Source organism: Escherichia sp. MOD1-EC6300 (genome assembly GCF_002965045.1).
In the GTDB taxonomy this organism is placed as follows: domain Bacteria; phylum Pseudomonadota; class Gammaproteobacteria; order Enterobacterales; family Enterobacteriaceae; genus Escherichia; species Escherichia coli_F.
The window spans coordinates 107,156-126,951 of record NZ_PTRH01000008.1; the positions used below are offsets into that span (position 1 = coordinate 107,156).

Genomic DNA, 19,796 nt, shown 5'->3' on the forward strand with positions numbered 1-19,796 from the left:
GGTTACTATCATCATAAAAAAGCTCAACCCGATGAACTCGCTAAAAATGAGACAAATCATTTATATCTCGAAAAAACTTGTTACAATCATGAGCGCTACACCGAACTTAACCATATAAATTATGTGCGTTTTGTTTATTTTTTAAACAATTACAACTATCCATTATTTACACAGGTATCAAAATGTTAGCGCAGCTTTTTGAGCAGTTGTTTCAATCGATAGACTCTACACTGATCACCAATATTTTCATCTGGGCTGTTATATTCGTATTTTTATCAGCGTGGTGGTGTGACAAAAAAAATATACATAGTAAGTTTAGAGAATATGCTCCAACCTTAATGGGGGCATTAGGTATTCTGGGTACTTTCATTGGTATTATTATTGGGTTACTCAATTTTAATACTGAAAGTATTGATACCAGCATCCCCGTATTATTAGGCGGCCTAAAAACAGCATTCATTACAAGCATTGTAGGTATGTTTTTTGCCATTTTATTTAATGGAATGGATGCTTTCTTTTTTGCCAATAAACGAAGTGCGTTAGCAGAAAATAACCCTGAATCTGTTACACCTGAACATATCTATCATGAATTAAAAGAGCAGAACCAGACTCTGACTAAATTAGTCTTGGGTATTAACGGTGATAGTGAAGGTTCTCTTATTGCTCAAATAAAATTACTACGTACTGAGATTAGCGATTCCTCGCAGGCACAATTAGCTAATCACACTCATTTCAGTAATAAGCTTTGGGAACAACTTGAACAATTTGCAGATCTAATGGCAAAAGGTGCTACAGAACAAATTATTGATGCTTTACGACAAGTCATTATTGATTTTAATGAAAATTTAACTGAACAGTTTGGTGAAAACTTTAAAGCACTTGATGCCTCTGTAAAAAAACTTGTTGAGTGGCAGGAAAATTATAAAACGCAAGTTGAGCTGATGTCAGAACAATATCAACAAAGTGTCGAGTCTCTGGTTGAAACAAAAACTGCGGTTGCCGGGATTTGGGAAGAATGTAAAGAAATTCCTCTGGCTATGTCTGAACTGCGTGAAGTGCTTCAGGTGAACCAACATCAAATCAGCGAACTCTCCCGCCATTTAGAAACCTTTGTCGCTATCCGCGATAAAGCTACAACCGTATTACCTGAAATACAGAACAAAATGGCTGAAGTGGGTGAACTGCTGAAATCCGGAGCTGCAAATGTTAGTGCATCTCTTGAGCAAACCAGCCAGCAAATACTTCTTAATGCAGATTCAATGCGCGTGGCCCTGGATGAAGGTACCGAAGGATTCAGACAATCGGTTACCCAAACACAACAAGCATTTGCCTCGATGGCACATGATGTCAGCAATTCCTCCGAAACTCTAACCAGCACGTTAGGTGAAACAATTACTGAAATGAAACAAAGTGGTGAAGAATTCCTGAAGTCACTAGAGTCGCACTCGAAAGAATTGCATAGAAATATGGAACAAAATACGACTAATGTAATTGATATGTTCAGTAAGACTGGTGAAAAGATTAACCATCAACTATCCAGTAATGCCGATAATATGTTTGATTCAATCCAGACATCATTTGATAAGGCAAGTGCAGGGCTGACTTCTCAAGTCAGAGAATCAATTGAAAAATTTGCTCTATCCATCAACGAGCAGTTACATGCTTTTGAGCAAGCAACTGAACGTGAGATGAACCGTGAAATGCAATCATTAGGTAATGCTCTGCTTTCAATCAGCAAAGGTTTTGTCGGTAACTATGAAAAACTTATTAAAGATTACCAAATAATTATGGGACAGTTACAAGCATTAATTTCTGCTAATAAACATCGAGGGTAATCGATCATGGATAAGATTATAGGGAAACAATTACCTAAAAAAGATCAAGATAATGAACACTGGGTATCCATGTCAGACCTAATGGCAGGGCTGATGATGGTTTTTATGTTCATATCTATTGCTTATATGCACTACGTACGTATTGAAAAAGAAAAAATTAAAGAAGTTGCCGTAGCCTACGAGAATGCTCAGTTACAGCTTTATAATGCTCTGGATATTGAGTTTGCAAAGGATTTACAAGACTGGGATGCAGAGATCGATAAACAGACTCTGGAGGTTCGATTTAAATCACCGGATGTTTTATTTGGCTTAGGAAGCACAGAGCTAAAACCAAAGTTTAAACTCATTCTTGACGACTTCTTTCCTCGCTACCTAAAAGTTCTAGATAATTATCAGGACCATATTACTGAAGTCCGCATTGAAGGTCACACAAGTACTGACTGGACAGGAACAACGAATCCTGATATTGCTTATTTTAATAATATGGCACTATCACAAGGTCGTACACGTGCAGTATTACAATACGTTTATGACATAAAAAATATCGCGACACACCAACAATGGGTTAAAAGTAAATTTGCCGCAGTAGGTTATTCATCTGCACATCCCATTCTTGATAAAACCGGCAAGGAGGATCCTAATCGCTCTCGTCGTGTCACCTTCAAAGTTGTAACAAATGCCGAATTGCAGATTAGAAAGATTATTCAGGAGTAAGAGATGAAATTATCTATCGACATTTCAGAACTTATTCAATTAGGGAAGAAAATGTTACCAGAAGGAGTCGATTTTTTTCTGGATGAATCCCCTATTGACTTTGATCCTATAGATATTGAGTTATCCACGGGTAAAGAAGTTAGTATCGAAGATCTTGACCCTGGTAGCGGGCTTATCTCTTATCATGGCCGCCAGGTTCTTTTATATATTCGGGACCATTCAGGGCGTTATGATGCGGCTATCGTAGATGGCGAAAAAGGAAAACGTTTTCATATTGCCTGGTGCAGAACTCTTGATGAAATGCGCCATAAAAATCGATTTGAAAGGTATCATGCAACTAACCGCATAGATGGTTTATTCGAAATTGATGATGGTTCAGGTCGGAGCCAGGATGTTGATTTACGGGTATGTATGAATTGCCTCGAACGACTTAATTATAAAGGAAGTATTGATAAACAACGAAAAAGAGAGATTTTTAAATCATTCTCATTAAATGAGTTTTTTTCAGATTATAGTACCTGTTTTCGTCATATGCCTAAGGGTATCTATGACAAAACAAATAGTGGGTATGTCGAAAACTGGAAAGATATATCTAAATCAATACGAGAAAAGGCAAATTATGTTTGTAATGATTGTGGCGTGAATTTATCAACCGCCAAAAACTTGTGCCATGTCCATCATAAAAATGGCATCAAATATGATAATCACCATGAAAACCTTCTTGTTCTGTGCAAGGATTGCCATCGAAAACAGCCCCTCCACGAAGGTATATTCGTTACCCAAGCTGAGATGGCTATCATTCAACGTTTACGTTCCCAACAAGGGTTATTAAAAGCAGAATCCTGGAATGAAATATATGACCTGACTGATCCATCAGTGCATGGTGATATTAATATGATGCAACATAAAGGCTTTCAACCTCCTGTTCCTGGGTTAGATCTTCAAAACTCAGAACATGAAATTATTGCAACCGTAGAAGCTGCATGGCCAGGCCTTAAAATTGCAGTTAACCTTACTCCCGCCGAAGTCGAAGGATGGAGAATATATACCGTGGGTGAGCTGGTTAAAGAAATACAAACAGGAGCCTTTACGTCAGCAACGTTGTAAATTCCGAAACTCCGTGAAAGTTAAGACTTTCACGGAAGATAAATAAAATTCTCCTGATTTGTGACTCAAATTATAAAAGTCGTTTATGGCATAACTTGTCTGTTTTTTTGGTGTAATAGGTATAAAGGCATATGCTATGGTTAGCCTTATATTTAAAACTTTCCTCATACGGGTGAAGGTTAAAGCTTGGTAGATAGGTTACAGTCACAATGAATAAAGCAATAACGGTGCTTGCTATAATGATGGCTTCATTTTCCGTAAATGCGTATGTATTACCGGAAACGCCTGTGCCATTTAAAAGTGGTACCGGAGCAATTGATAACAACACTGTCTACATTGGTTTAGGTAGCGCAGGTACGGCATGGTACAAGCTGGAGAAACAGACCAAAGATAAAAAAATGGACAGCGTTAGCTGCATTTCCTGGTGGACCGAGAGATCAAGCAACTTCTGCATTTATTGATGGCAATCTGTATGTGTTTGACGGCATTGGCAAAAACAGTGAGGGCTTGACTCAGGTATTTAATGACGTTCACAAATACAACCTCAAAACCAATAGCTGGGTTAAATTGATGTCGCACGCGCCGATGGGCATGGCGGGTCATGTGACATTTGTACACAACGGCAAGGCTTATGTTACTGGCGGTGTTAACCAGAATATCTTCAATGGCTATTTTGAAGATCTTAACGAAGCTGGAAAAGATTCAGCGTACCGGTCACCGGAGAACTGGATGACGGTACTGCGAAGCAGTCATTTCAGTCGGGGGATGATTGTAGACAAATTTGTTGACGCTATTTTGCGGTTTTGGCGTGAAGGGTGAGCGTTCATTAATTTGATTTATTTGCATCCATCAACGCTTTTAACTGCTCCGGCGAAAACGGTGGTTTGCGTCGGTGCAACATCGCATGGCAATTAGGGCACACAGGAAGCAAATCATTAACTGGATCCAGCTGGTAATTCTCTTTAATGGCTGAAAGCGGCACCAGGTGATGCACATGGATAAAGCCTTCAGCGATATCACCATAGATCTTCACCAGATCAACGCCGCATACGTTGCACTGGCATCCATGATGTTCGACCGCTTTATCTCGGGCCTTTTTATCGCGTTCATAGCGGTTTACTGTCACCTTTATCGCCGCACCTTCAACGTATGTCTCCTGCGACGGCAACTCATCCGGGAACAGAACGTCGGCTATGGGAGCCGCAGCGGCTTTATCCTGATGAATATGAAATCCCTGCTCTATGAGTAGTTTGACGCATTTAGATTTTATTCCGCCGGTGAAATCCGCAGGGGTAAATTGCGTCCCCGTCATCAATGTCGCTGCGATGCCAGCAATCGCCTTCGAGGGGTAACGTCGGCCATGATATTCAATCTCATACAACCGCGCAGGCTGGAACTGATGAGTTTCTCCCGCATCCCATAAATGGATAGCTTCGATGATATACCGCCGCGGAAGATGATCAGGGAGTTTATTCATGGAGAATGTCCTTATACGTTCTCAGAACAGGCAGCAAAAAAACAAATGAGATCAAGGTAATATATCTTCACTTGCAGGCTTGAACAGCAGAAAATTTGCGAGCATGATCGCAATTATTTCACTGCCAGGGATATCAATGGCTTCCAGTAAATCGCTACAGCAGGCAATTGCCAATATAAAAATCTGGCACAAGGGTGAACAGCGCGCGCCGCATAAGCCATTGTTATTGCTATACGTATTAGCGGGATACCTGAATGGACATCCGCGCCTTTTCGATTATGGCTCGGAAATCTACGAACCTCTGCACAGTTTACTGGAACGTTTTGGGCCACAGCGTTCACAGTACCGACCTGATATGCCGTTCTGGCGATTACAAGGCGACGGATTCTGGCAATTACACAATGCCGAACTTTGCTCAACAGCAGGGAGTAGCCGACAACCGCCAGTGAAGGAACTGACCGAACACCGCGTTGCAGGCGGTTTCGATGAACAGCACTATGCCCTGGTAATCGGCAATAAAAAACTCATCAATACCCTGGCGCAACAGATACTCGAAGCGCACTTCACCGAGAGCATTCAGGAAGAAATTGCTGACGAGCTGGGTTTTGATCTCCAGCAAATCCGTAAACAGCGCGACCCGTTATTTCGCAAACTTGTATTGCGCGCATATAACTACCAGTGCGCGATATGTGGCTTTAATATGCGCCACGATGACACCACCGTCGCACTGGAAGCAGCGCATATAAAATGGAAACAGCACGGCGGTCCTTGTGAAATTCCTAATGGCCTGGCGCTTTGTGCAATACACCATAAAGCCTTTGATAAAGGATCGATTGGCCTGGATGAAAATATGCGGGTACTGGTCTCGGATGCGGTAAACGGCGGAGGGATCGTTGAGAAACTATTCTGGGATTTTGACGGGAAAACTATTGCGTTACCACAGGTGCGTAAAAATTACCCTTTTGAGGGGTTTGTGGAGTGGCATCGAAAAGAGGTTTTTAGGGGGTGAGGTTGATAACTATCGCAGTATGTTCAATATTGCTGACATAATCAGTGCAGGATCTTGCCGCTAGTTTACAACTCGCCTTCGATAGCGGCGCAAAACGAGTTCTGTTGCCGATATCCTCGGCTATGGATATTCCAACAGTTCCGGCAGAGTTGTTTACCAAGTTTCAGGTAAGTTTTTACTCAGAACCGGTTGATGCGGTTTATAAGGCGCTGGATGTGAATTAACACATTCCTCAGCTTATTTACAAAAGGATTATTCCCATTTGATATAATATCAGTGCCAATTTACTTTTTTCAATGGAATATATCTCGGCTAAATAACAATAAAACTTATCGCTAATGGATTAAATAAACAATTTTCTAATTTATTTCACCACCTTTGATATAGAAATTGATGGTGTTGTCGCTGCCATTGCTTATGGTGATGATAAAATCCACGTTTCTGGATCGGTGCGTAGAAAATCATCACTTCCTTGATATTTTGATGCGATATGATCATACCGTTCCGTAGTACCAATTTCAACTTCAGGCTAAACCCCAACATTAAAAAAATTAGAGTTATTCACTGATTATATTATCAATAATATAATCAGTGAATAACATGGACTATATAATAAATTGCTCTAATCATTTCCCTTACGAATATATGGGCCAAAAGCCCAAGAATCATAATAAGGGTGATGGACTAATTTTTCATTAAATCGAACACTATAAGTTAATTTTTTTATATTTTTACGTACAGCATTAATACTGGGCAAAGAGGAAAGATAATCTATAAACTTATCGATAGTGATTTTCCCTTCGCAACACTCAAACCCATCAATGATATTTTTCGCCATTTTTCCATTTTCATTTGTTTGATATATCACTCCAGGTATTCGTTGAAAAAAACTAGATAATGCATATTTGTCCGCTACATATGTATCATCCACATGATATTTCCCACCGAGCATAGTTGTAGTAACAATAAGCTTATACACACCTTTGGGTTGCCATGTTGATGGTAGTTCGAATTCTTTAATGATCACATCAAGATGATTAAGATAATGTTCAGAAATTCGATTTATTTGTTGAAAATAAGAACGCATAAATTTATTATTATGATCATGTATTAATGAGCTATCTCCAACGATGTTACACACTTGCTGATAGTACTTACCATAATATATTGGTTGACCATTTGATTTTAGTTCTGTAAAAATCAAACAATCATCCAGGAGAATCACGCAATCGCACTGATAATTAGCATGAGCATCAATTGGAGAAGCTTTAATCCCCGCATCACGAACTTGTTTTATAAATTGTTGCTCATGAAATCGCCCTTTACTTGCTTGAGAAATTTTTTTGGAACCAAATAATGACATTAGAGAGCGAGTCACTGAGCTATTTGCTATTAATGCAGGCATTAAGCATAAACCGTCCATACAGGGAATAAATGGGCAATCATTAAGATCATGTGATTTTGAATTGAAGGTAAAATAATCTATCAGTTTTTTTGCTGCATCTGCTGCAATCCCCTTACGTTGAAAGAATGATAACCAACTCTCACGGCTTTTTATGACCAGCCAGCGATCCAACTGTAGGGGTATAGGTTTTGTCGATGAAAATCTTTTGCTCATTTCTTCTTTAGATAACTCGACTAAACATTGATAAGCGTGCACCCAATTAAATAATGATATATTCCCATATTCTTCATGAAGGTCATCAGGAGACATATTTTCCAACTCGCTTAAATGAAATGAGCTAAAAACGCCATCAGAATTTAAGTAAGATGGCATATGATCCTTTACCCAACTATTTAGATGAAAATGTTTGTTACTAAATTCATGAACTTCGCTATATAGATGTGACGCTCTCATCATTAGTCTATTTCTTGCAATCTCATAATCTCGGTATAAACAAAAACTATCAACCTCAAGAGAGTAAATGTTATTATCCAATTTTGTAAATACTGCACTACTTAGTCTGAAAAAGTCTCTTACTCTGCTTAATGAGTCAAAAACATTCCACTCATTAAGGTACCCTCCCATTGAAAGCAAGGTTTGTTTATTCACACAAGAAGTTAGTTTCAATGGCCCATGAGTCCGTAAATAAGAAAATATTCTTCCGGTGTAATTGGCTACCTCATCAAATGCCCTATCGATAACTCGAAAATATTCGATATCAGGTTCAGCATGAATATTAATATTTTCAGAAACGATAAATAATGGAAAAATCCTCTTCATTTTTTTAGGATCATTGACCACAACCAAGGATGATAATGATGATAAAAACATCTCACAAAACATGATGAGATTAAGTATTAATGCATGTGATTTTTTTGTATTTTTACGCCAAATACCAGCACATTTTGCAGCCCCAAAGAAAGAATTATTTATATCATGCATAATTTTACATTGACTCTCGAACTCAGAGATTAGTTCAATGTTATCAGGAAATGAGTTTACTAGCTCATTAATACATTTTTTGAATGTATTGTTATACTCAACTTCAGTCTGAACTGAAAATCTATTATAATAGATGGAAGATATTCTCAGCACATCCAAGGCGATATCTATACTAATATCATCTCTTTTTATGTACTCACAAAAAAAAGAACAAAACTGTTTCGGGTCGTTAGCAAGATTACTAATTCTAGTGGTATCATAAACTTTTTCCATTTTTCCATACATCCTATTGTCTAAATTACTATAAAATTAGCCACTTAACTAATAATTATAAATTTCATCTTTTGCACCTTGCATTTTTATAACCAATGAAATCTACAACAAGCAACTGATGGATAATCCGATATTGGTCGCATTTAATGGCATGGTAGCAAAGTTTTCATCACATACCTCCTTTGCACCAGAATAAACGCCAGAGACCTGAAATTGCGAGTACACTACAGAAATTGTACTGCCGGTCCCATCAGCATAAAACCATAGTTACACAGGTAATCATCATTATTCACCAAGATAATAAATATTATTCGGTAGAATAGCGTTCTCAGGTGGTCAGTAAAATTGTCTTCAACAAGATGTCTGCGCATCTCGTCTGCTAGCCCTACATAACTGCTCTCGACCGAAACTATTTATTGAATGTTCACCAAGGTGGGCGTGGAGACAAAATGACGTCTTTTGATATTAGCTACCTGAGCCACATGGTCAAAACGTTCAAGTAGCATAGCGAAACCACCCTGCCCACGTAATGTGGACGATGCAGCTTCCAGCCAGAGCAAACTTGGGACCATCGACTACCAAATGAAGAATACTGAACTGCTTTTCTGGCAGGCCTATATACTGCACGGATATGGGTGATTTCAGACACAAAAAAAGCCGCTCTTGAGCGACTCGATTTGCATACGGTGTGGTGCCGAAGGCCGGACTCGAACCGGCACGTATTTCTACGGTTGATTTTGAATCAACTGCGTCTACCGATTTCGCCACTTCGGCACTGAAGAGGTATGCGGAAAACGTTGTGGATTATACCTGTCACGCGCCACCATGCAAGCGCCAGCTTGCTCGCACCTCGCTAAGTGCTGAAATTTTCAGCATTGCATTCCGCGATGTGTAACCTTTGTCACACTCCAGGCACCCCGCCCTACCATGCTCTACACTTCCCAGACAACACCAGAGAAGGACAAAAATATGTCGATGATAAAAAGCTATGCCGCAAAAGAGGCTGGCGGCAAACTGGAAGTTTATGAGTACGATCCCGGTGAACTGAAACCACAAGATGTCGAAGTGCAGGTGGATTACTGCGGGATCTGCCATTCCGATCTGTCGATGATCGACAACGAATGGGGATTTTCACAGTATCCGCTGGTTGCCGGGCATGAGGTGATTGGGCGCGTGGTGGCGCTCGGGAGCGCCGCGCAGGATAAAGGTTTGCAGGTCGGTCAGCGTGTCGGGATTGGCTGGACGGCGCGTAGCTGTGGTCACTGCGACGCCTGTATTAGCGGTAATCAGATCAACTGTGAGCAAGGTGCGGTGCCGACGATTATGAATCGTGGCGGCTTTGCTGAGAAGTTGCGTGCGGACTGGCAATGGGTGATTCCACTGCCAGAAAATATCGACATTGAATCTGCCGGGCCACTGTTGTGCGGCGGTATCACGGTCTTTAAACCACTGTTGATGCACCATATCACTGCCACCAGCCGCGTTGGGGTAATTGGTATTGGCGGGCTGGGGCATATCGCTATAAAACTTCTGCACGCAATGGGATGCGAGGTGACGGCCTTTAGTTCGAATCCGGCGAAAGAGCAGGAGGTGCTGGCGATGGGTGCCGATAAAGTGGTGAATAGCCGCGATCCGCAGGCACTGAAAGCACTGGTGGGGCAGTTTGATCTCATTATCAACACCGTCAACGTCAGCCTCGACTGGCAGCCTTATTTTGAGGCGCTGACGTATGGCGGTAATTTCCATACAGTCGGCGCGGTCCTCACGCCGCTGTCTGTTCCGGCCTTTACGTTAATTGCGGGCGACCGCAGCGTCTCTGGTTCAGCAACAGGTACACCTTATGAGCTGCGTAAGCTGATGCGCTTTGCCGCCCGCAGCAAGGTTGCACCGACTACCGAACTGTTCCCAATGTCGAAAATTAACGACGCCATTCAGCATGTACGCGATGGTAAAGCGCGCTACCGAGTGGTCCTGAAAGCAGATTTTTGAAAATCATTCGCAGCGCTGATCTGAGGCGCTGCCCTCTTTCGCACATATTCTGTTTTGTCTTATCGCCAGCACAGCCTGCCGACATTGTTCGGTGACATTGGCAATATCATGGTTGATATCAATGCGCACAATATCCTGTTCATCTGCTTGTGGACGCTCCAGCGCCTCAAACTGACTTTTTAGTAACGCTACCGGCATAAAATGCCCAGCCCGACGCTGCATTCTCGCGAGAATAGTTTCATAATCGCCATCTAACCAGAGGAAATGAACATGGGGGCTACCCTTGCGTAAAATATCACGATACTGTTTTTTTAATGATGAACAGACAATAAATCCTGTTTCATTCTTTTTATAAAGACTGTATGAAGCATCATTTAAGCGTTCCAGCCAGGGAAGTCGATCTTCATCAGATAATGGAATGCCTTGCGACATTTTATCTATATTTTTGGCTGGATGAAGATCGTCACCATCAATAAATTTCGCAGACAATAACGCGGCAACCTTGCTACCAATTAATGTTTTACCACTCCCTGATACGCCCATCAAAATAAAGCTTTCACCCGCCATTTAAAATCTCCTGAATCATCTTACCTGCGGCGATACTACGCCTGGCGGCATAATAATTTCACGTTTTTTTATTTCTGTTGATAAGAATTACAAGGCACATCACGTTATGCGTAACATAGTAATGTAACAATTTTCTGACGTGATCTTCATCACAAATAATGACAATTAAAACCGCTTAAATGCTTCCGAGGTGTCTACCTGACCAGTGAGGAATTTATGCAAGTGAAAACACAGTCCTGCGTTGTTGCGGGCAAGAAAACTGTTGCCGTTACCGAGCAGACGATAGATTGGAATAATAATGGAACATTAGTACAAATAACCCGAGGTGGAATTTGCGGTTCCGATTTACATTATTATCAGGAAGGAAAAGTAGGTAATTTCATGATAAAGGCACCGATGGTGTTAGGTCATGAAGTTATCGGTAAAGTTATTCATAGCGACTCATCAGAATTACATGAAGGGCAAACGGTAGCCATTAATCCGTCTAAACCTTGCGGTCACTGCAAATACTGCATTGAACATAACGAGAATCAGTGTACAGAGATGCGTTTTTTTGGCAGTGCCATGTATTTCCCTCATGTTGATGGTGGCTTTACCCGTTATAAAATGGTCGAAACGTCGCAATGTGTCCCTTATCCGGCCAAAGCTGACGAAAAGGTTATGGCTTTTGCCGAACCTTTAGCCGTCGCGATTCATGCCGCACATCAGGCCGGCGAGTTACAGGGCAAGCGAGTATTTATTTCCGGTGTTGGGCCCATTGGCTGCCTGATTGTCAGTGCTGTGAAAACACTGGGGGCCTCGGAAATTGTCTGTGCCGATGTGAGTCCCCGTTCCCTTTTGCTGGCCAAAGAGATGGGGGCGGATGTGCTCGTAAACCCACAAAACGACGACATGGATCACTGGAAAGCGGAAAAAGGCTATTTCGATGTCAGCTTTGAAGTGTCCGGTCATCCTTCATCAGTGAATACCTGTCTGGAGGTCACTCGTGCACGCGGCGTAATGGTGCAGGTAGGTATGGGAGGCGCGATGGCAGAATTCCCAATGATGACGTTGATTGGTAAGGAGATTTCACTCAAAGGCTCTTTCCGTTTTACCAGCGAATTTAATACCGCAGTGTCATGGCTGGCGAATGGCGTTATCAATCCACTGCCTTTACTGAGTGCTGAATATCCCTTCACTGACCTGGAAGAGGCGCTACGTTTCGCCGGTGATAAAACCCAGGCAGCAAAAGTCCAGCTTGTTTTCTAAGAGATAAATAAAGGAATAATACAATGAACGATCTATTTTCACTGGCAGGAAAAAATATCTTGATTACCGGTTCAGCACAGGGCATTGGCTTTTTACTGGCAACCGGCCTGGGTAAATATGGCGCACAAATAATTATTAATGATATTACTGCCGAACGCGCAGAACTTGCTGTAAAAAAACTCCACCAGGAGGGTATTCAGGCCGTTGCCGCACCTTTTAATGTTACTCATAAACATGAAATTGATGCCGCCGTTGAACATATCGAAAAGGACATCGGCCCCATTGATGTGCTGGTGAATAACGCCGGTATCCAGCGCCGTCATCCTTTTACTGAGTTCCCTGAACAAGAGTGGAATGATGTGATCGCAGTAAACCAGACCGCCGTGTTCCTGGTGTCGCAAGCGGTAACTCGTCACATGGTTGAACGCAAGGCAGGTAAAGTTATTAATATTTGCTCGATGCAAAGCGAACTGGGACGTGACACCATCACCCCTTATGCCGCATCGAAAGGGGCGGTAAAAATGCTCACCCGCGGCATGTGCGTCGAGCTGGCGCGCCACAATATTCAGGTCAACGGTATTGCGCCGGGCTATTTCAAAACAGAAATGACTAAAGCACTGGTTGAGGACGAAGCCTTCACCGCCTGGTTGTGCAAACGGACCCCCGCCGCACGCTGGGGAGATCCGCAGGAACTGATTGGTGCTGCGGTGTTCCTTTCTTCAAAAGCCTCTGATTTCGTAAACGGCCACCTGTTGTTTGTTGATGGCGGCATGTTAGTGGCTGTTTAACACCTACTACCCTACGTGCAGCGCGAAAGCGCTGCTTTTCTGGCACTAATAAGAGATAAAGACTATGCCATTAATCATTATTGCGGCAGGCGTCGCGCTGCTTCTTATCCTGATGATCGGCTTTAAAGTTAACGGCTTTATTGCCCTCGTTCTGGTAGCTGCCGTCGTCGGATTTGCCGAAGGGATGGATGCACAGGCCGTCCTGCACTCTATACAAAATGGTATCGGCAGCACGCTCGGCGGGCTGGCAATGATCCTCGGTTTCGGGGCCATGTTAGGCAAGCTGATTTCTGATACGGGTGCGGCACAACGTATCGCCACTACGCTGATTGCTACTTTTGGTAAAAAACGCGTGCAATGGGCGCTAGTGATCACCGGTCTGGTTGTGGGCCTCGCCATGTTTTTTGAAGTGGGTTTTGTCCTGCTGTTGCCGTTGGTATTTACCATCGTAGCATCATCAGGATTACCCCTGTTGTATGTTGGCGTACCAATGGTAGCAGCGCTCTCTGTAACCCACTGTTTTCTGCCGCCACATCCAGGGCCTACTGCCATCGCGACTATCTTTGAGGCTAATCTCGGAACGACTTTACTGTATGGATTTATCATTACCATTCCGACAGTTATTGTCGCAGGACCGCTGTTTTCTAAACTGCTAACTCGCTTTGAGAAAGCACCACCGGAAGGCTTATTTAATCCTCATCTGTTTAGCGAAGAGGAGATGCCCTCCTTCTGGAACAGTATTTTCGCTGCCGTGATCCCGGTCATCCTGATGGCTATCGCCGCCGTTTGTGAAATTACGTTACCGAAAACTAACACCGCGCGCCTCTTCTTTGAATTTGTCGGTAACCCTGCCGTTGCGCTGTTTATTGCCATTGTTATTGCGATTTTCACACTGGGCCGACGTAATGGACGCACCATCGAGCAAATCATGGATATCATTGGGGATTCTATAGGCGCTATCGCGATGATTGTGTTTATTATCGCTGGCGGCGGCGCGTTTAAGCAGGTATTAGTAGATAGCGGTGTCGGGCAGTATATTTCACACTTAATGACCGGAACTACACTTTCGCCGTTATTGATGTGCTGGACTGTTGCGGCGCTGTTGCGTATCGCTCTGGGCTCTGCCACCGTCGCGGCCATTACCACCGCGGGTGTGGTGTTGCCGATTATCAACGTTACCCATGCCGATCCCGCTTTAATGGTACTGGCAACCGGTGCGGGCAGCGTGATCGCGTCACACGTAAACGACCCTGGCTTCTGGCTATTTAAAGGGTATTTTAATCTGACGGTTGGTGAAACGTTGCGTACCTGGACGGTGATGGAAACCCTTATTTCTATTATGGGTTTGCTGGGCGTGTTAGCCATTAACGCCGTATTGCACTGAAAGAATAAAATATTGTGATGTAGTTTCGGGGGAAGATTGAAGATTCCCCCGACGTTGGGAGAAGTTATGCGCAATCACAGAATTTCTTTACAGGATATCGCTACGCTGGCTGGCGTAACAAAAATGACCGTGAGTCGTTATATCCGCTCGCCGAAAAAGGTGGCAAAGGAAACAGGCGAGCGCATCGCCAAAATTATGGAAGAGATCAATTATATCCCTAATCGCGCTCCCGGCATGTTGTTGAATGCACAAAGTTATACCCTCGGTATCTTGATTCCGTCATTTCAAAATCAACTCTTCGCTGACATTCTCGCGGGAATAGAATCCGTCACCTCTGAGCATAATTATCAGACCCTTATTGCTAATTACAATTACGATCGCGATTCCGAAGAAGAGTCGGTGATTAACCTGCTCTCTTATAACATTGACGGGATTATTCTTTCGGAAAAATATCACACCATCAGGACGGTGAAATTTCTGCGTTCAGCCACCATTCCGGTCGTGGAATTGATGGATGTACAGGGAGAACGGCTGGATATGGAGGTCGGTTTTGATAATCGGCAGGCCGCTTTTGACATGGTGTGTACCATGCTGGATAAGCGAGTCAGGCGCAAAATTCTGTATCTCGGTTCCAAAGATGACACCCGCGATGAACAGCGTTATCAGGGGTATTGCGATGCGATGATGCTGCATAATCTTTCCCCGTTACGCATGAATCCACGCGCCATCTCATCCATTCATTTAGGAATGCAATTAATGCGTGATGCCCTTAGCGCAACCCCGGATTTAGACGGTGTATTTTGCACCAATGACGATATTGCGATGGGTGCGCTTCTGCTGTGCCGCGAGCGAAACCTCGCCGTGCCAGAACAAATTTCCATTGCGGGTTTTCATGGGCTGGAGATTGGCAGGCAAATGATCCCAAGCCTCGCCAGCGTAATTACTCCCCGTTTTGATATTGGTCGGATGGCCGCCCAAATGTTGCTGAGCAAAATTAAAAATAACGATCACAACCACAACACTGTTGACCTCGGGTATCAGATTTATCACGGTAACACGCTTTAGGTTATTTTCTCTTCATTACACGTATTCTCTTTGCCGGACGTTGCCTATACTCCAGGCAGGAAACTGGAGGATATCTCATGAGCGAACCCCTGTTAATTGCCCGCACGCCGGACACAGAACTGTTTTTACTGCCGGGAATGGCTAACCGTCACGGGCTGATTACTGGCGCAACGGGGACGGGTAAAACCGTTACGCTGCAAAAACTGGCAGAGTCATTGTCGGAAATCGGTGTTCCGGTGTTTATGGCCGATGTGAAAGGTGATTTAACGGGAGTAGCGGAGGAAGGTACATCTTCGGAAAAACTGCTCGCAAGGCTTAAAAATATCGGCGTCAATGACTGGCAACCACATGCTAATCCGGTGGTGGTGTGGGATATCTTTGGCGAGAAAGGCCATCCGGTGCGGGCGACGGTTTCAGACCTGGGGCCGCTGTTGCTGGCGCGACTGTTGAATCTCAACGATGTGCAATCTGGCGTGCTGAATATTATCTTCCGCATTGCTGACGATCAGGGGCTGTTGCTGCTCGACTTTAAAGATTTGCGGGCGATTACCCAGTACATCGGCGATAACGCCAAATCCTTCCAGAATCAGTACGGTAATATCAGTAGCGCATCGGTTGGTGCCATCCAGCGCGGGCTGTTATCGCTGGAACAGCAAGGCGCAGCACACTTCTTTGGTGAGCCGATGCTGGATATCAAAGACTGGATGCGTAGCGATACCAACGGTAAAGGCGTTATCAATATCCTCAGCGCCGAGAAGCTTTATCAGATGCCGAAACTGTACTCCGCCAGCCTGCTGTGGATGCTTTCAGAGTTATATGAACAATTGCCTGAAGCGGGCGATCTGGAGAAACCAAAACTGGTGTTTTTCTTCGACGAAGCACATCTGCTGTTTAACGATGCACCGCAGGTACTGCTGGATAAGATTGAGCAGGTGATAAGGCTTATTCGCTCAAAAGGCGTGGGCGTCTGGTTCGTTTCGCAAAACCCGTCAGATATTCCGGATAATGTGCTCGGGCAGCTCGGTAATCGCGTTCAACACGCTTTGCGGGCTTTTACGCCCAAAGATCAGAAAGCAGTAAAAGCTGCGGCGCAAACCATGCGGGCCAATCCGGCGTTTGATACCGAAAAGGCGATTCAGGAACTGGGGACCGGCGAGGCGTTAATCTCGTTTCTCGATGCGAAAGGAAGCCCTTCAGTGGTGGAACGGGCGATGGTGATTGCCCCCTGTTCACGAATGGGGCCGGTGACGGAAGATGAGCGTAACGGCCTGATTAATCACTCCCCGGTGTATGGCAAGTACGAGGATGACGTGGACCGGGAATCCGCCTATGAAATGTTGCAAAAAGGCTTTCAGGCCAGTACCGAGCAGCAAAATAATCCTCCCGCGAAAGGGAAAGAGGTGGCGGTGGATGACGGTATTCTTGGTGGATTGAAGGATATTTTGTTTGGCACTACCGGACCACGCGGCGGGAAGAAAGATGGTGTGGTGCAAACAATGGCGAAAAGCGCCGCCCGCCAGGTGACGAATCAGATTGTGCGTGGTGTGCTGGGGAGTTTGCTGGGGGGGAGAAGAAGGTAAGTCAGGTGCGATTTGTCTTTGCCTGATGCGACGCTGGCGCGCCTTATCATGCCTACACTACTGCAATATATTGAATTTTCATGATTTTTCAGGCATGAACGAAGCACACTTTGCTAACAATAATAAAGGGAGCTTTCGCTCCCTTTATTCGTTCATCAGGTTACGATTTTCTCATTAACAGCCACAGGCTGATTAAGAAGAAGCTGGCGCTTGGCAGCAACGCGCCGATAATCGGCGGGATGCCGTAAACCAACGTCAGCGGGCCGAAGATCTGGTCCAGTACGTAGAAGACAAAACCGAAGCTGATACCGGTGACCACACGCACGCCCATCGGTACGCTACGCAGTGGGCCAAAGATAAACGACAGCGCCATCAGCATCATCACCGCCACGGATAGCGGCTGGAAGATTTTGCTCCACATGTTGAGCTGATAACGTCCGGCATCCTGACCGCTCGACTTCAGATACTTCACATAGTTGTGCAAACCACTGATGGAGAGGGCATCCGGGTCCAGTGCCACCACGCCCAGTTTGTCCGGCGTGAGGTTGGTTTTCCAGGTACCGCTCACCGTCTGTGAACCAGTGATCTGTTTCGGATTGGTCAGATCAGATTCATCAACCTGCGACAGACGCCAGACTTTATGTTCCGGGTCAAACTTCGCGGTAGCGGCATAGCGTACAGATTGCAGACGACGATTCTCATTAAAGGCATAGATACTGATGCCACCTAACTCTTCGTCACCTTTAACCCGCTCAATGTAGACGAAGTTGTTGCCATCTTTTGCCCATAAGCCTTGCTGGGTAGAGAGCAACGAGCCACCGTACATCGCCTGCGCACGGTAGTTACGCGCCATCTGCTCGCCCTGCGGTGCGACCCATTCGCCAATCGCCATCGTCAACAAGACCAGCGGAATGGCGGTTTTCATCACCGACAGCGCCACCTGCATACGGGTAAAACCAGAAGCCTGCATGACCACCAGTTCGCTGCGCTGTGCCAGCATCCCCAACCCAAGTAATGCACCCAGCAGGGCCGCCATCGGGAAGAAGATTTGCACATCTTTCGGCACGCTCAGCAAGGTATACATTCCTGCGCCTAACGCGTCGTAACTCCCCTGCCCGGCTTTTTTCAGCTGATCGACAAACTTGATAATGCCCGACAGCGACACCAGCATGAACAGCGTCATCATGATGGTGGTGAAAATAGTTTTACCGATATAGCGGTCAAGTACGCCAAAAGGTTGCATCACACCGCTCCTTTACGCGAAAAACTGGCGCGCAGGCGGCGGACCGGCACGGTGTCCCAAAGGTTGAGAACAATCGCCAAAGCCAGATAAATCAGGTTTACGGTCCACATCCACAGCGTCGGGTCCAGCTTACCTTTACCGCCGTTCGATTTCAGGGAGGTCTGGATCAGGAAGAACAACAGATACAGCAGCATGGCTGGCAGCATCGACAGTACGCGCCCCTGACGCGGGTTAACCACGCTCAGCGGAACGACCATAAGCGCCATCATAAACACGGTGAATACCAACGTGATACGCCAGTTCAGTTCTGCGCGGGCACGATCGGTGTCAGTGTTCCACAATGTGCGCATGTCCATCTGGTCGGTATCGTTCGGGTCGAGCGCCACCGCCTGGTGACCAATGATCGCCTGATAATCCTGGAAGTCCGTAATGCGGAAATCGCGTAACAGTGCAGTGCCTTCGAAGCGCGTTCCCTGGTTGAGAGTGACGACCTGGGAGCCGTCGCGCAGCTGGGTTAAATGTCCGGAATCGGCCACCACCACAGAAGGACGTGCATTACCTTTTGGTCGAATTTGCGCGAGGAACACATCTTTGAAATCGCTGCCGTCAACGCTTTCGATGAACAGCACCGAGCTGCCATTAGTCGCTTGCTGGAATTGCCCTTGCGCCAGCGCCGCCATGCCAGGGTTCGCTTTCGCTTCTGCTAACACTTCATCCTGATGTCGCGATGACCACGGTCCCGCCCACATCACGTTAACCGCCGCGACGATTGCCGTGAATACCGCAAGGATCATTGCCGCTTTCACCAGAACCGCTTTGCTCAAGCCGCAGGCATGCATTACCGTAATTTCACTTTCGGTATACAGTTTGCCCAGCGTCATCAGCAGCCCGAGGAACAGGCTTAATGGCAGGATAAGCTGCGCCATTTCCGGCACGCCCAACCCGAGAAGGGAGAGCACCAGATTCGCCGGAATATCGCCGTCAACCGCTGCGCCGAGGATCCTCACTAACTTTTGACAGAAGAAGATCAAAAGCAAGATGAAGAGTATCGCCAGCTGGCTTTTGAGCGTCTCCCGCACCAGATATCTTATGATTATCACTTTAAATACGCCCGTAAAAACTCGTCTTTTG

At 44.9% G+C, this 19,796-nt stretch carries 16 protein-coding genes, 1 tRNA gene and 2 pseudogenes; 12 read left to right on the forward strand and 7 right to left on the reverse strand.

Annotated elements, in window-relative coordinates:
* Nucleotides 1–182 precede the first annotated feature (182 nt).
* From zorA2 to BGE37_RS25450, 4 genes and pseudogenes are all read left to right on the forward strand, one after another.
* Nucleotides 183–1,835, forward strand: coding sequence for a type II Zorya anti-phage system protein ZorA2 (zorA2, locus tag BGE37_RS13925; protein WP_105288117.1), 1,653 nt, complete (start codon nucleotides 183–185; stop codon nucleotides 1,833–1,835).
* A 6-nt stretch (nucleotides 1,836–1,841) separates the two neighbouring features.
* Nucleotides 1,842–2,549 carry a type II Zorya anti-phage system protein ZorB2 gene (zorB2, locus tag BGE37_RS13930; protein ID WP_105277775.1) on the forward strand — a complete coding sequence of 236 codons (708 nt, stop codon included), beginning with the start codon at nucleotides 1,842–1,844 and terminating at the stop codon, nucleotides 2,547–2,549.
* Between the two features lie 3 nt (nucleotides 2,550–2,552).
* Entirely contained in the window at nucleotides 2,553–3,656 is a 1,104-nt protein-coding gene (zorE, locus tag BGE37_RS13935; protein WP_105288118.1) for a type II Zorya anti-phage system protein ZorE, read from the forward strand.
* A gap of 209 nt (nucleotides 3,657–3,865) precedes the next feature.
* A pseudogene (locus tag BGE37_RS25450) lies at nucleotides 3,866–4,361 on the forward strand (kelch repeat-containing protein); the annotation flags it as partial.
* 44 nt (nucleotides 4,362–4,405) lie between these two features.
* On the opposite strand, the gene BGE37_RS26005 reads toward BGE37_RS25450, so the two are convergent.
* Both BGE37_RS26005 and BGE37_RS13950 read right to left on the reverse strand, forming a co-directional pair.
* Nucleotides 4,406–4,483 carry a hypothetical protein gene (locus BGE37_RS26005; RefSeq protein ID WP_212734751.1) on the reverse strand — a complete coding sequence of 26 codons (78 nt, stop codon included), beginning with the start codon at nucleotides 4,481–4,483 and terminating at the stop codon, nucleotides 4,406–4,408.
* A complete protein-coding gene (locus tag BGE37_RS13950; protein ID WP_054496419.1) occupies nucleotides 4,483–5,133 on the reverse strand; it encodes an HNH endonuclease in 651 nt (216 codons plus the stop codon). The genes BGE37_RS26005 and BGE37_RS13950 overlap by 1 nt, the downstream gene beginning before the upstream one ends.
* Before the next feature lie 136 nt (nucleotides 5,134–5,269).
* Between BGE37_RS13950 and BGE37_RS13955 the strand changes: the two genes are divergently transcribed.
* Both BGE37_RS13955 and BGE37_RS13960 read left to right on the forward strand, forming a co-directional pair.
* Nucleotides 5,270–6,142, forward strand: coding sequence for a phosphorothioated DNA-binding restriction endonuclease (locus BGE37_RS13955; protein WP_105288120.1), 873 nt, complete (start codon nucleotides 5,270–5,272; stop codon nucleotides 6,140–6,142).
* Between the two features lie 44 nt (nucleotides 6,143–6,186).
* Nucleotides 6,187–6,366 (forward strand): annotated as a pseudogene (locus BGE37_RS13960) (hypothetical protein); the annotation flags it as partial.
* A gap of 398 nt (nucleotides 6,367–6,764) precedes the next feature.
* Here BGE37_RS13960 and BGE37_RS13965 read toward each other — a convergent pair.
* Nucleotides 6,765–8,801, reverse strand: a complete 2,037-nt coding sequence (locus tag BGE37_RS13965) for a hypothetical protein (protein WP_105282219.1) — start codon at nucleotides 8,799–8,801, stop codon at nucleotides 6,765–6,767.
* 689 nt (nucleotides 8,802–9,490) lie between these two features.
* Nucleotides 9,491–9,575, reverse strand: a tRNA-Leu gene (locus BGE37_RS13975).
* Nucleotides 9,576–9,770: 195 nt separating this feature from the next.
* Between BGE37_RS13975 and ahr the strand changes: the two genes are divergently transcribed.
* On the forward strand, nucleotides 9,771–10,790 hold the full coding sequence (gene ahr / locus BGE37_RS13980; RefSeq protein ID WP_105288121.1) for an NADPH-dependent aldehyde reductase Ahr: 1,020 nt from the start codon (nucleotides 9,771–9,773) through the stop codon (nucleotides 10,788–10,790).
* A 3-nt stretch (nucleotides 10,791–10,793) separates the two neighbouring features.
* Here ahr and idnK read toward each other — a convergent pair whose 3' ends face one another.
* Nucleotides 10,794–11,357: a gluconokinase gene (gene idnK / locus BGE37_RS13985; protein WP_000896738.1), complete on the reverse strand. Its 564-nt coding sequence runs from the start codon at nucleotides 11,355–11,357 to the stop codon at nucleotides 10,794–10,796.
* 216 nt (nucleotides 11,358–11,573) lie between these two features.
* Here idnK and idnD point away from each other — a divergent pair, with 216 nt between their 5' ends.
* The 5 genes from idnD (at nucleotide 11,574) to BGE37_RS14010 (ending at nucleotide 17,422) form a co-directional block, all read left to right on the forward strand.
* A complete protein-coding gene (gene idnD, locus BGE37_RS13990; RefSeq protein WP_001197418.1) occupies nucleotides 11,574–12,605 on the forward strand; it encodes an L-idonate 5-dehydrogenase in 1,032 nt (343 codons plus the stop codon).
* A gap of 23 nt (nucleotides 12,606–12,628) precedes the next feature.
* A complete protein-coding gene (gene idnO, locus BGE37_RS13995) occupies nucleotides 12,629–13,393 on the forward strand; it encodes a gluconate 5-dehydrogenase (protein ID WP_000998702.1) in 765 nt (254 codons plus the stop codon).
* 64 nt (nucleotides 13,394–13,457) lie between these two features.
* Complete coding sequence (idnT, locus tag BGE37_RS14000) at nucleotides 13,458–14,777, forward strand: gnt-II system L-idonate transporter (RefSeq protein WP_105288122.1); 1,320 nt, start codon at nucleotides 13,458–13,460, stop codon at nucleotides 14,775–14,777.
* A 66-nt stretch (nucleotides 14,778–14,843) separates the two neighbouring features.
* Complete coding sequence (gene idnR, locus BGE37_RS14005) at nucleotides 14,844–15,842, forward strand: DNA-binding transcriptional regulator IdnR (RefSeq protein ID WP_001348245.1); 999 nt, start codon at nucleotides 14,844–14,846, stop codon at nucleotides 15,840–15,842.
* Nucleotides 15,843–15,919: 77 nt separating this feature from the next.
* Nucleotides 15,920–17,422: a helicase HerA-like C-terminal domain-containing protein gene (locus tag BGE37_RS14010; RefSeq protein WP_032185790.1), complete on the forward strand. Its 1,503-nt coding sequence runs from the start codon at nucleotides 15,920–15,922 to the stop codon at nucleotides 17,420–17,422.
* Between the two features lie 160 nt (nucleotides 17,423–17,582).
* On the opposite strand, the gene lptG is transcribed toward BGE37_RS14010, so the two are convergent.
* Both lptG and lptF read right to left on the reverse strand, forming a co-directional pair.
* Nucleotides 17,583–18,665, reverse strand: coding sequence for an LPS export ABC transporter permease LptG (gene lptG, locus BGE37_RS14015; protein WP_001295681.1), 1,083 nt, complete (start codon nucleotides 18,663–18,665; stop codon nucleotides 17,583–17,585).
* A complete protein-coding gene (gene lptF / locus BGE37_RS14020) occupies nucleotides 18,665–19,765 on the reverse strand; it encodes an LPS export ABC transporter permease LptF (protein ID WP_000584114.1) in 1,101 nt (366 codons plus the stop codon). Before lptF ends, lptG begins: the two co-directional genes overlap by 1 nt.
* Nucleotides 19,766–19,796 lie beyond the last annotated feature (31 nt).